The 12,358-nt window shown below is 72.7% G+C and carries 11 protein-coding genes; 4 read left to right on the forward strand and 7 right to left on the reverse strand.

The features are described from left to right. Nucleotides 1-50 precede the first annotated feature (50 nt). The 6 genes from OIB37_RS14110 to iolC form a co-directional block, all read right to left on the reverse strand. Nucleotides 51-1,466 carry an APC family permease gene (locus OIB37_RS14110; RefSeq protein ID WP_330457935.1) on the reverse strand — a complete coding sequence of 472 codons (1,416 nt, stop codon included), beginning with the start codon at nucleotides 1,464-1,466 and terminating at the stop codon, nucleotides 51-53. A 421-nt stretch (nucleotides 1,467-1,887) separates the two neighbouring features. Then, nucleotides 1,888-3,390, reverse strand: coding sequence for a CoA-acylating methylmalonate-semialdehyde dehydrogenase (gene mmsA / locus OIB37_RS14115; RefSeq protein ID WP_330457936.1), 1,503 nt, complete (start codon nucleotides 3,388-3,390; stop codon nucleotides 1,888-1,890). Between the two features lie 15 nt (nucleotides 3,391-3,405). Continuing rightward, nucleotides 3,406-5,289: a 3D-(3,5/4)-trihydroxycyclohexane-1,2-dione acylhydrolase (decyclizing) gene (gene iolD / locus OIB37_RS14120; RefSeq protein ID WP_330457937.1), complete on the reverse strand. Its 1,884-nt coding sequence runs from the start codon at nucleotides 5,287-5,289 to the stop codon at nucleotides 3,406-3,408. Further along, the gene (iolB, locus tag OIB37_RS14125; RefSeq protein ID WP_330457938.1) at nucleotides 5,286-6,125 is read right to left on the reverse strand and encodes a 5-deoxy-glucuronate isomerase; all 840 of its coding nucleotides are present in this window, start codon (nucleotides 6,123-6,125) and stop codon (nucleotides 5,286-5,288) included. The genes iolD and iolB overlap by 4 nt, the downstream gene beginning before the upstream one ends. A 7-nt stretch (nucleotides 6,126-6,132) precedes the next feature. Further along, on the reverse strand, nucleotides 6,133-7,053 hold the full coding sequence (locus OIB37_RS14130; protein ID WP_330457939.1) for a Cgl0159 family (beta/alpha)8-fold protein: 921 nt from the start codon (nucleotides 7,051-7,053) through the stop codon (nucleotides 6,133-6,135). Beyond that, a complete protein-coding gene (gene iolC / locus OIB37_RS14135; protein ID WP_330457940.1) occupies nucleotides 7,050-8,000 on the reverse strand; it encodes a 5-dehydro-2-deoxygluconokinase in 951 nt (316 codons plus the stop codon). The genes OIB37_RS14130 and iolC overlap by 4 nt, the downstream gene beginning before the upstream one ends. Before the next feature lie 132 nt (nucleotides 8,001-8,132). Between iolC and OIB37_RS14140 the strand changes: the two genes are divergently transcribed. Together OIB37_RS14140 and OIB37_RS14145 are read left to right on the forward strand one after the other, a co-directional pair. Then, on the forward strand, nucleotides 8,133-9,047 hold the full coding sequence (locus OIB37_RS14140) for a sugar phosphate isomerase/epimerase family protein (protein WP_330457941.1): 915 nt from the start codon (nucleotides 8,133-8,135) through the stop codon (nucleotides 9,045-9,047). Nucleotides 9,048-9,384: 337 nt separating this feature from the next. Next, nucleotides 9,385-9,585, forward strand: coding sequence for a helix-turn-helix transcriptional regulator (locus tag OIB37_RS14145; RefSeq protein WP_330457942.1), 201 nt, complete (start codon nucleotides 9,385-9,387; stop codon nucleotides 9,583-9,585). A 201-nt stretch (nucleotides 9,586-9,786) separates the two neighbouring features. Here the strand turns inward: OIB37_RS14145 and OIB37_RS14150 are convergent, their stop codons facing one another. Then, on the reverse strand, nucleotides 9,787-10,830 hold the full coding sequence (locus OIB37_RS14150; protein ID WP_330457943.1) for a zinc-dependent alcohol dehydrogenase family protein: 1,044 nt from the start codon (nucleotides 10,828-10,830) through the stop codon (nucleotides 9,787-9,789). Between the two features lie 285 nt (nucleotides 10,831-11,115). Between OIB37_RS14150 and OIB37_RS14155 the strand changes: the two genes are divergently transcribed. Both OIB37_RS14155 and OIB37_RS14160 read left to right on the forward strand, forming a co-directional pair. Continuing rightward, nucleotides 11,116-11,976, forward strand: coding sequence for a PrsW family intramembrane metalloprotease (locus OIB37_RS14155; RefSeq protein WP_443058268.1), 861 nt, complete (start codon nucleotides 11,116-11,118; stop codon nucleotides 11,974-11,976). A gap of 82 nt (nucleotides 11,977-12,058) precedes the next feature. Further along, nucleotides 12,059-12,298 (forward strand): heavy-metal-associated domain-containing protein, encoded by a 240-nt coding sequence (locus OIB37_RS14160; RefSeq protein ID WP_330457945.1) that lies wholly within the window; start codon nucleotides 12,059-12,061, stop codon nucleotides 12,296-12,298. The last annotated feature ends 60 nt before the right edge of the window (nucleotides 12,299-12,358 follow it).

Below are 12,358 nucleotides of genomic sequence, written 5' to 3' on the forward strand. Positions count from 1 at the left end.
GGTACCGGAACCTCGCGCGACAGCCGTGTGGCCGCCGCGCGGGCCGCGTGTCAGACCTGCACGTCCTCGGGGACCGACACCAGCCAGCGGGTCTCGCGGCGCGGGCGGAGGTAGAGGGCCCAGTAGAGGGTGGCGGCCGCGGTGATGCCGCCGGTCCACAGCAGGTAGCTCGCCTCCTGCTGGGTGAGGATGTAGGCGAGGACGGCGATCAGCAGGACCGGCATGGCGGGCCACAGCGGCATCCGCCACGCGGGCGTGTCCCGGTGGGAGCCGCGGCGGGCGAGCAGGGCGGCGACCGCGACCAGCAGGTACATGGCGGTCACCGAGACGCCGGTGACGCCGTACAGGGTGTCGAGGTTGACGAAGCAGAGCAGCGCGCCGGGGACGCCGACGGCGAGCGTGGCGACCCAGGGGGAGCCGAAGCGGCCGAGCTTGGAGAAGACGTTGTTGACCGGCTCGGGCCAGGCCTTGTCGCGGGCGGAGGCGAACAGGACGCGGGAGTTCTGGATGACCATGACGATGCCGGCGTTGATGATCGCGAGGGCGACGCAGAGGCTCACGAAGGTGCCGACGGCGGAGTTCGACCAGGCGGTGACCATGGAGCTGATGTCGCCGCCGGTGAGTTCCTTCAGGTCGCCGGCGCCCATGGTGATCGCGGCGACCGGGACCAGGATGACCACGGTGGAGATCGCGAGGGTGGCCAGCACCGTGCGGGCGACGTTGCGGCGCGGGTTCTCCAGTTCCTCGGAGAGGTAGACGGCGGTCGAGAAGCCCTGGGTGACGAAGAGGGCGATGGCGAGTCCGGAGACGACCAGCATGGCGGTCACGGTGTCCGTGTGGCCGTGCGCGCCGGCCACCCGCATGGAGACCAGGCTGTCCACGCCGCGGTGGCTGTGGGTGAAGCCGAGCAGGGCGACGACTCCGGCGGCGACGACCTCCAGGACCAGGAAGATGCCGGTGATCCAGGCGTTGGCGCGCAGGTCGAGCAGGCCGGCGAGGGTGGCGAGCAGCATCACGCCGGCCCCGGTCATCGCGGGGTCGAGGTGGGCGATCGGGGCGAGGTAGTCGGCGGTGCCCATGGCGATGACGGGCGGCACGATCACGACGACGAGCAGGGACAGCACGAAGACCAGCCAGCCCGCGAGGCGTCCGGCCAGCGTGGAGACCATGGCGTACTCGCCGCCCGCGCTCGGGATGAGGGTGCCCAGCTCGGCGTAGCAGAAGGCCACCGCGATACAGAGCAGGGAGCCGATGGCGATGGTCAGGGCGGTGGCCGTGCCGAGGGTGCCGAACAGGTCGGGGACGACCACGAAGAGCGTGGAGGCGGGGGTCACGCAGGAGAGGGTGAGCAGGGTGCCGCCGACGACGCCGATGGAACGCTTGAGCTTCTGGGGACCGTCGGGGCTGTCAGAGGCCGCGGAGGCCTCGATGACTGCGGTCTCGACGGGGCGGAGCGTGTCGCTCATGCGGCGGTTCCGATCGACTGGTGCTCGAGTGTGGGATCGGGAGCGCTATCGCCTCCGGCGGATCGTCGTACGTCCTTCTCGCCCGCTCCCGGTGCCGCATAGAGAACCCCGACGAAAACCGTCCCGTCAATGGCCGTTCACCTTCGGAATCCGCACGTGGCGACTGCCTTACGCGGCATCACTTTCCCAGGCCATGAAGCCTTGTAGGTGCATCCATCAAGCCACGCCGGACCGTGACCTTGTTTTCAAAGGTCAATTCGGCTCAGCCCTTTCGACACCCGTTTCATCCCACCTGAACGGGAATCGCAGCCGACGTTTCAAAAAAATGTCAGCACGTCCGGAATCCGGACGTGCCGGAACACGCACCGGCGCCCCGGTCCCTCCCCCGGGAAGGGAGACCGGGGCGCCGTGCCGTACCGGGTCAGTGATTGCGCGGGAACCCCAGGTCCACGCCCGTCGGGGCCTCGGACGGGTCGGGCCAGCGGGTGGTGACGACCTTGCCGCGGGTGTAGAAGTGCGTGCCGTCGTTGCCGTAGATGTGGTGGTCGCCGAAGAGGGAGTCCTTCCAGCCGCCGAAGGAGTGGTAGCCGACGGGGACCGGGATGGGCACGTTGACGCCGACCATGCCGGCCTCGATCTCCAACTGGAAGCGGCGGGCCGCGCCGCCGTCCCGGGTGAAGATCGCGGTGCCGTTGCCGAAGGGCGAGGCGTTGATGAGCGCGACACCCTCCTCGTAGGTGTCCACGCGCAGCACGCACAGCACCGGGCCGAAGATCTCCTCCTGGTACGCCTTCGCGGTCACCGGCACCCTGTCGAGCAGCGAGATGCCGATCCAGTGACCGTCCTCGTAGCCCTCGACGGTGTAACCGGTGCCGTCGAGCACGACCTCGGCACCCTCGTCGGCCGCGCCCGCCACGTACGACGCCACCTTGTCGCGGTGCGCCGCCGTGATCAGCGGGCCCATCTCGGAGGCGGGGTCGTCGCCGGGGCCGATCTTGATCTTCTCGGCGCGCTCGCGGATCTTCTCCACGAGGGCGTCGCCGATGGCGCCGACCGCGACGACCGCGGAGATGGCCATGCAGCGCTCGCCCGCGGAGCCGTAGGCGGCGCTGACCGCCGCGTCGGCGGCCGCGTCGAGGTCGGCGTCGGGCAGGACCAGCATGTGGTTCTTGGCGCCGCCGAGGGCCTGGACGCGCTTGCCGTTCGCGGAGGCGGTGGTGTGGATGTAGCGGGCGATCGGGGTCGAGCCGACGAAGGAGACGGCACGCACGTCCGGGTGCTCCAGGAGGCGGTCTACGGCCACCTTGTCGCCGTGCACGACGTTGAAGACGCCGTCCGGCAGGCCGGCCTCGGCGAGCAGCTCGGCGATCCTGACGGACGCCGACGGGTCCTTCTCGGACGGCTTCAGCACGAAGGTGTTGCCGCACGCGATGGCGAGCGGGAACATCCACATCGGCACCATCGCCGGGAAGTTGAACGGCGTGATGCCCGCGACGACGCCGAGCGGCTGGCGGATCGAGGACACGTCGACGTTGGTGGCGACCTGTGTCGACAGCTCGCCCTTCAGCTGCACGGTGATGCCGCACGCGAGGTCGATGATCTCCAGACCGCGTGCCACCTCGCCGAGGGCGTCGGAGTGCACCTTGCCGTGCTCGGCGGTGAGCAGCCCGGCGATCTCGTCCCGATGGGCGTCGACCAGCGCGCGGAACTTGAACAGGATCGTGGTGCGCTGGGCCAGCGAGGAGTGGCGCCAGGTCGCGAAGGCGTCCTTCGCGGCCGCGACCGCCGCGTCGACCTCCTCGACGGAGGCGAAGGCGACCTTCGTGGTGACCGCGCCGGTCGCCGGGTCGGTGACCGGCCCGTACGTGCCCGACGCGCCTTCGGCGGTCTTGCCGCCGATCCAGTGGTTGACGATCTTCGTCATGCCCAGATGCTCCTTTTACAGATGGCGTCGTCGGGTCGAGACGTGCCGTTCGTACAGCTCACGCGCCTTGACCGCGGACGCTCGGGTCGCGGTCTCGGCCACAGGAACATCCCACCAGGCCTGGGCCCCGGGCGCGCCCGACACAGTGTCGGCCGTTTCGGTCTCGACGTAGACACATGTGGGAGTGTCGGCGGCCCGTGCCTCGGCGAGTGCCGCGCGCAGCTCGGCGACGGTCCTCGCGCGCAGCACGCGCATGCCGAGGCTGGCGGCGTTGGCGGCGAGGTCGACGGGGAGCGGGGGGCCGGTGAGGGTGCCGTCGTCCGCCGGGCGGCGGTAGGCGGTGCCGAACCGCTCGCCGCCCACGGCCTCCGACAGGCCGCCGATCGAGGCGTATCCGTGGTTCTGCACCAGCAGCACCTTGATCGCGACGCCCTCCTGCACGGCGGTCACGATCTCGGTCGGCATCATCAGGTACGTGCCGTCGCCGACCAGCGCCCACACGTTCCGTTCCGGCGCGGCGAGCTTCACTCCGATGGCGGCGGGGATCTCGTAGCCCATGCAGGAGTAGCCGTACTCCAGGTGGTACTGGTCGCGGGAGCGGGTCCGCCACAGCTTGTGCAGGTCGCCGGGGAGCGAGCCGGCCGCGTTGACGATGATGTCGGACTCGTCCACGACGGCGTCGAGGGCGCCGACGACCTGTGGCTGGGTCGGCCGTGCGGCCGGGTCGGGCGCCGCGAGGCAGGCGTCGACCTGCCGCTCCCAGCGCTCCTTGCCCTCGGTGTACTCGGCGGCGTAGGCGTCGGCGACGCGGTGCTCGTGCATCCCCAGCGCCTCGGTCAGCTCGCCCAGGCCGCTGCGGGCGTCGGCGACCAGGGGCTGCCCGGCCAGCTTGTGGCCGTCGTAGGGCGCGATGTTGAGGTTGAGGAAACGGACGCCCGGGCGCTCGAAGAGCGTGCCGGAGGCGGTGGTGAAGTCGGTGTAGCGGGTGCCGATGCCGATCACCAGGTCGGCGGTGCGGGCCAGGTCGTCGGCGGTCGCGGTGCCGGTGTGGCCGATGCCGCCGACGTCCTGCGGGTGGTCGTGGCGCAGGGAGCCCTTGCCGGCCTGGGTGGAGGCGACCGGGATGCCGGTGGCCCCGGCGAACTCGGCGAGGGCCTCCTCGGCGCGGCTGTGGTGGACTCCGCCGCCCGCGACGACGAGGGGCCTGCGGGCGGCCAGGACCGCCTGGACGGCCTCGGTGAGTTCGGTGGGGTCCGCGCCCGGGCGTCGTACGGTCCACACGCGTGTCGTGAAGAACTCCTCGGGCCAGTCGTACGCCTCGGCCTGCACGTCCTGGGGCAGGGCGAGGGTGACCGCCCCGGTCTCCACCGGGTCGGTGAGCACCCGCATGGCCTGCAGGGCGCTGGGGATCAGGGCCTCGGGCCGGGTGACGCGGTCGAAGTACCTCGACACCGGGCGCAGGGTGTCGTTGACCGACACGTCGCCGGCGTAGGGGACTTCGAGCTGCTGGAGGACCGGGTCGGCGGGGCGGGCGGCGAAGACGTCGCCGGGCAGGAGGAGGACCGGGAGGTGGTTGACGGTGGCGAGGGCCGCGCCGGTGACCAGGTTGGTGGCGCCGGGGCCGATGGAGGTCGTGACCGCGTGCGTGGACAGCCGGTTCGACTGGCGGGCGTAACCGACCGCCGCGTGCACCATGGCCTGCTCGTTGCGGCCCTGGTGGTACGGCATCGCGTCGGCGTACTCGACCAGCGCCTGGCCGATCCCGGCGACGTTGCCGTGGCCGAAGATGCCCCAGGTGGCGCCGATCAGCCGCCGTCGTACGCCGTCGCGTTCGGTGTACTGGGCGGCGAGGAAGCGCACCAGTGCCTGCGCGACCGTGAGCCGGGTGGTGGCCGTCATCGGTATCCCCCCGCGCTCTCCACGTGGTCCGGGTGGAAGCGGATCCGCCACTCCCGCGTCGCGCCGGGGCCGGCCATGACGTTCAGGTAGTACATGGGGTGGCCGGGCTGGGCGATCGACGGGCCGTGCCAGCCGTCGGGGACGAGGACGGCGTCGCCGGAGCGGACCTCGGCGAGGACGTCACTGCCGCCCTCGCGCGAGGGGAACACCCGCTGGTAGCCGAGGCCTTCGGGGCCGTCGATCTCGAAGTAGTAGATCTCCTCCAGCTCGGACTCCTCGCCGGGCCGGTGCTCGTCGTGCTTGTGCGGCGGGTACGACGACCAGTTGCCGCCGGGGGTGATCACCTCGACGGCGATCAGCCGGTCACAGTCGAAGCCCTGACCGTCGGCGCCTTGGGCGGCGGCGAAGTTGCGCACCTGGCGGGCGCAGGTGCCGCTGCCGCGCTGCTCGACGGGAACCTCCGGCGCGGGGCCGTAGCGGGCGGGGAGTCGTCGCTCGCACTTCGCTCCTGCCAGGGCGAAGCGGCCTCCCGCGCCGGAGGCGATCTGGACCCGGGTGTCCCGGGGGGCGTACACGAAGTCGGAAACGTCCGCGAACACGCTTTCCCGGCCCAGGAGTTGAAACTTACTGTCTTCGATTTGCACGGTACATCCGCCTTGTAGCGGAAGCACGATCCATTCGCTGTCCCCCGTGGTGAACGTATGCGTACCGTCCGGTGCCAACTCCACGACGCGCAGGCTGCTGTAGGTCCAGCCGGCCCGGTCGGGGTCGATGTCGAGGGCGTACCGGGCGTTCGCGGTGGCGCCCTTGGGCAGGTGCAGGTCGGTGCTGGTCATGCGGCCCTCACAGCAGTCCTACGGCGGTGTCCACGGCGGCGGCCACGTCGCCGTCCGCCGGGTACAGCAGGGAGCGTCCGGCCACCAGGCCTCGCACGGTGGGGAGTCGGAGCGCGCCGCGCCACTTCTCGTAGACGGCGGCCTGGTCGTCGGGGTCGTCCCCTATGTCACCGCCGAGCAGCACGGCCGGCAGGGTGGAGGTCTCCATGACCTGGGCCATGTCGTCGGGGTGCTCGGTGACCGGCACCTTCAGCCAGGTGTAGGCCGAGGTGCCGCCGAGGCCGGAGGCGATGGCGAGGGACTTGGCGACCGCCTCGGCGGACAGGTCGTTGCGCAGCCGCCCGTCCGGGCCGCGCCGGCTGAGGAACGGCTCGACGAAGACGGGCAGCCGGCGCGCGGCCATGGCGTCGACGGCGCGGGCGGCGGACTCCAGGGTGGTCAGGGAGCCGGGGTCGTCGTAGTCGATGCGCAGCAGCAGCTTGCCGGCGTCGAAGCCGAGGCGCTGGAGGTCCTCCGGTCGGTGGCCGGTGAAGCGGTCGTCCAGTTCGAAGCGCGCGCCCTGGAGGCCGCCGCGGTTCATGGAGCCGATGACCACCTTGTGCTCAAGGGCGCCGAGCAGCAGCAGGTCGTCCAGGATGTCGGCGGTGGCGAGCACGCCGTCGACGCCGGGCCGGGACAGCGCAAGGCACAGGCGCTCCAGCAGGTCCGCGCGGTTGGCCATGGCGAGGCCCCGGTCGCCGACGCCGAGCGCGCCGCGGGCGGGGTGGTCGGCGGCGACGATCATCAGCCGCCCGCTGTCGCCCAGCAGCGGGCGCCGGGCCCGGTGGGCGGCGGCCTCGGCTATGGCCTCGGGGTGGTGGGCGCGGGTGTGGACGAGGGCGGAGACGTCCACGCGGGGGCGGGTTCCCGCCGGGCCGGGCGCGCTCATCGCACCGCTCCGGCGTCGAGCGCGGCCGTGATCTCGGCGGGGGTGGGCATGGCGGAGGAGCATTCCAGGCGGGAGGCGACGATGGCGCCGGCCGCGTTGGCGTGGCGCATGACCGTCTCCAGGTCCCGGCCGGCCAGCAGTCCGTGGCAGAGGGAGCCGCCGAAGGCGTCTCCGGCGCCGAGGCCGTTGAGGACGGTGACGGGCAGGGGCGGCACCTCGGCGGTGTCACCGTCGCGGGTGACGGCCAGGACGCCCTTGGGGCCCAGTTTGACGACGGCGGTCTCGGCTCCGGCGGCCAGCAGTGCGCGGGCGGCCGCGTGCGGTTCGCGCAGGCCGGTGGCGACCTCCACCTCGTCCAGGTTGCCGACGGCCACCGTGGTGTGGCGCAGGGCCTCGGCGTAGAACGGGCGGGCGGCGTCGGGGTCCGTCCAGAACATGGGGCGCCAGTCGAGGTCGAAGACCGTCGTACCGGACCTGGCGCGGTGGGCGAGGGCGGCGAGGGTCGCGGTGCGGCTGGGCTCCTCGCTCAGACCGGTGCCGGTCACCCAGAAGACGCGGGCGTCCCGGACGGCGTCGAGGTCCAGGTCGCGGGTCTCGATCTCCAGGTCGGGGGCCTTGGGCAGCCGGTAGAAGTAGAGCGGGAAGCGGTCCGGCGGGAAGACCTCGCAGAAGGTGACGGGGGTGGGCAGGCCGGGGACCGGGGTGACCCAGCGGTCGTCGACGCCGAAGCCGCGCAGGGCTTCGTGGAGATAGGCGCCGAACGCGTCGTCACCGGTACGGGTGATGACGGCGGTGCGCAGGCCGAGCCGGGCCGCGGCGACGGCGACGTTGGCCGCCGAGCCGCCGAGGAACTTGCCGAAGGACGACACCTGGGCGAGCGGGACGCCGGTCTGGAGCGGGTAGAGGTCAACCCCGATGCGCCCCATGGTGATCAGGTCGTACGCCATCGGCTTCCCTTCGCCATGCCGTGATGCCTCTTCCCGGCTTTCTAGTCCTGCCCCGGGAGCCCTGTCAATGTTTTGTCCGGACATTCGGACGAGGCCTTGACACCCTTTCCGGTGCCCCGCACCCTGGCGGCCATGACGTCGTTGTCACCCCCCTCACTCTCCCGGATCCGGATCGGATCGGCGCCCGACTCGTGGGGCGTGTGGTTCCCGGACGACCCGCGGCAGGTCCCCTGGCGGCGCTTCCTCGACGAGGTCGCCGGCTCCGGCTACGAGTGGATCGAGCTGGGCCCCTACGGCTACCTCCCGACCGACCCCGCGGTGCTCACCGAGGAGACCGCCCGACGCGGCCTGAAGGTGTCGGCCGGCACGGTCTTCACCGGCCTGCACCGCGGCCCGGCCGTGTGGGACGAGACCTGGGCGCACGTCAGCGACATCGCCGCCCTGACCCGGGCCATGGGCGCCCGCCATCTGGTCGTCATCCCCTCCTTCTGGCGCGACGACAAGACCGGGCAGGTGCTGGAGCCGTCCGAACTGACCCCCGAGCAGTGGCGGAACCTCACCTCGCTGACCGAGCGCCTGGGCCGTCAGGTGCGCGAGCGCTACGGCCTGACGATCGTCGTCCACCCGCACGCCGACACCCACATCGACAGCGAGGAGAACGTCACCCGGTTCCTCGACGGCACCGACGCGGACCTGGTGTCGCTGTGCCTGGACACCGGGCACTACGCCTACTGCGGCGGGGACAGCGTGAAGCTGATCGAGACCTACGGCGAGCGGATCGGCTATCTGCACCTCAAGCAGGTGGACCCGGAGGTCCTGGCCGAAGTCCGCGCCGACGGCACCCCGTTCGGCCCGGCGGTCGCGCGGGGCGTGATGTGCGAACCGCCCTCCGGGGTGCCGGCGCTGGGGCCGGTGCTGGCGGCGGCGGGGAGGCTGGACACCGACCTGTTCGCGATCGTCGAGCAGGACATGTACCCGTGCGCCCCGGACAGGCCGCTGCCGATCGCCCGCCGCACCCGGGCGTTCCTGAGGTCCTGCGGGGTGTGACCCGCAACGGCCCGGGCGGTGCCGGTGACGCCCGGACGGCGACCGGGGCCCGGCCGGAACCGGCGGCGGGGCGACCGGAGTCCGCCGGGCCGGCGCGTCAACTCGCCCCGCCCACAGGCCGGCGAGCACCTTCGCTGCGGTTCTGTCACAAACACCCCCTTCCTGTCACACATGTCGCGTCTACGCGGGCTCCGCGTCACACCCGGTCGACAGCCGCTGTCCCGCGGTCACTCTGTGTCGTTCACCGGGCACAGGCATGGTGATCGCCAGCGCAGCGCCCGGCCCCCCGACGGCCGCATCCGGCCGCCCCCGCGGCGCGCGCAGGGAGGTGCAGCGCATGACCGACCGAAGGCTCTGGTCCTACAAGGAGATCGCGGCGCACATCCGGGTACAGCCCGACACCGTACGTTCCTACCGCAAGCACGGGCTGCTGCCCCCACCCGACCACGTGGAGGGCGGCAAGCCGTACTGGTACGCCGACACCGTCCGCGCCTGGGTCGCCTCCCGCCCGGGCAATCGGGGCCGCAGAGACGACTGACCGCGGCGGGCCGCCGCCTTCGGGACACGGCGGCCGTGAGGGGCGGTGGTGCCACGTGGATCGTGACGGGCGGTCGTGACGCGAAGGCCGCGACAGGCAGTCGCGACACGGCACGTGACGGGCGCGGTCGTGACACGGCAGCCGTGACGGGCGGCCGTGACGGGCGGTCGCCGGGCCACCCCTCGCGGCCCGCCCCCGCGGTCAGCTCCAGGGCTCGACGACCGTCACGCCCGCCCCTGGTGCCGCGTCCATCGACGCCAGGGCCTGCGGGGCCGCGTCGAGCGGGATCGTCCGCGTCACCAGCAGGTCCGGGCGCAGCACTCCGGACCCGACCAGCTCCAGCATGCCCGGGTAGGCGTGCGCGGCCATGCCGTGGCTGCCGAGGAGTTCGAGCTCCAGGGATATGACCCGGGCCATGGGGACGGGGGTGGTGCCGTCGGCCGACGGCAGGAGGCCCACCTGGACGTGGCGGCCCCGGCGGCGCAGGGAGGCGAGGGAGGCCGCGCAGGTGACGGGAGAGCCGAGGGCGTCGAGAGAGAGGTGAGCGCCCCCGCCGGTCAGCTCGCGGACTGCGGCGGCGGTGTCGGGTACGGCCGTCGCGTCCACGCACCACGCCGCGCCGAACCTCTCCGCCAGTTCCAGGGCCCGGGGGGACACGTCCACCGCGACCACCCGGGCCCCCGACGCCGCCGCGATCATGACGGCCGACAGGCCGACTCCGCCGCAGCCGTGCACCGCGACCCACTCCCCCGCCGCCACCCGGCCCTGGCCCACGACCGCGCGGAAGGCGGTGGCGAAGCGGCAGCCGAGGGCCGCGGCGGTGGCGTACGCCATGCCGTCGGGGATCGCCACCAGATTGACGTCGGCGTGGTCCAGGGCCACGAACTGGGCGAACGAGCCCCAGTGGTGGAAGCCGGGCTGGGTCTGCCGCTCGCACACCTGCTGGTCGCCGACCGCGCAGGACGGGCAGGTGCCGCAGGCGCAGACGAAGGGCACGGTGACCCGGTCGCCCGGACGCCATCCCGTCACCCGGTCGCCCACCGCCTCGACGACTCCGGCGAGTTCGTGCCCGGGCACGTGCGGCAGCGTGATGTCCGGGTCGTGGCCCATCCAGCCGTGCCAGTCGCTGCGGCACAGCCCGGTCGCCTCGACCCGCACCACCACCCCGTGCGCGGCGGGCACCGGGTCCGGCACCTCACGCACCTCCGCGGGCTTCCCGTACTCCTCGAACACCACGGCTCTCATGCCCCCACCCTGCCCAGCGGGGCGCCCGTACACGCCGGTTCGCCGCCGCGCGGGTACGGCCGCCCGGCCGGGCCGCACCTGATCCGGCAGGGGCTGTCCGCCGGGCCTGTCCGAACTGCACCAAAGGGCGCGTCTGCATAAGGTGCGGGATAAATCGCCCAGCAGGAGCCCGAGGAAGCCCGAAGGGGACCCGACGTGAGCCACTCTCCGCCGCCCGGCCGGCCCAAGGCCCGCATTCCCGGTCCGCAGCAGCCCCCGCCGCCCTACCCCCGCATCGGCGCCGGCCTGTGGAAGCGCTGCCTGGGCGGCGGTCTCGCGCTGTGGGCGCTGACCGCGGTGCTGACGTACGTGACGCGGAACGCCGCCCTGCTGCCGACCCTGATCCTGCTGGGCGGCTTCCTGGTCCCCGTCGTGTTCGTGCTGTGGGCGTACGAGCGGCACGGCCGCGACCTGGGGGTCAGCGCGGTCCTCGGCTGCTTCCTGGCCGGCGGCGTGCTCGGCGTGCCGGGCGCCGCGCTGATGGAGCCGTATCTGCTGCACCCCTCCCCGGAGCTGTTCCTCGGCATCGGACTGGTCGAGGAGGCGGCCAAGCTCGGCGCGCTGGTGTTCGCGCTGCGCCGGCTCCCGGGCATCCGCGGGACGCGGGCCGGGCTGGTGCTGGGCGCGGCGGTCGGCTTCGGTTTCGCGGTGCCGGAGAGCTGCGGGTACGCCTTCGAGGCGGCCTTCTCCACCGGCGTCTTCGACCTCAGGACGCTGCTGGAGACGGAGATCCTGCGCGGGCTGCTCGCGCCGTTCGGGCAGGGCCTGTGGACGGCGATCGCGGGCGGCGTCCTGCTCTCCTGCCGGCGCCCGGCCGGGCGTTTCCGCCTCCCCCCGCCGGTGCTCGCCGCCTGGTTCGGTGTCGCCCTGCTGCACACCCTGTGGGACTCCACGCACGGGATCGCGCTGTGGCTGGTGGCCCGGCTCGCCGGAGCCGGGGTCCAGCGGGAGCTGTTCGCGCAGGGGTACCTCGTGCGGCCCAGCGCCGCGCAGGAGCACCTGTTCACCCTGTTCTCCCTGGCCGGCCTGGCACTGGTCGCGCTGCTCGGCGTCGTCTGGGCGCGGTCGCTGGCCTACCGGGCAAGACCTTGGAGAAATACCCCCTAGGGGTATAGTCTCAGGAAAGTGGGGCCCACCGTGGACCCCGCGAGACCCCGACAGCCCCACACGCCTCGACGAGGAGAACGACATGAGCGCCCAGACCGAAACCCCGGGCTCCGTCACCACCGTCTACAAGGTGAGTGGCATGAGCTGCGGCCACTGCGAGGGCTCCGTCTCCGGCGAGCTCACCCAGCTCCCCGGCGTCAGCTCCGTGAAGGCCGTCGCCTCGACGGGCGAGGTGACCGTCGTCTCCGCGGCTCCGCTCGACGCCGAGGCCGTGCGCGCCGCCGTCGACGAGGCGGGCTTCGAGCTGACCGGCACGGTCTGAGGGCACCCGCCCGGGGGCCCCGCAACCTTTTCCCGACCGGACTGCGCCGACCAGCTCATA

The organism is Streptomyces sp. NBC_00820 (assembly GCF_036347055.1).
Classification (GTDB): domain Bacteria; phylum Actinomycetota; class Actinomycetes; order Streptomycetales; family Streptomycetaceae; genus Streptomyces.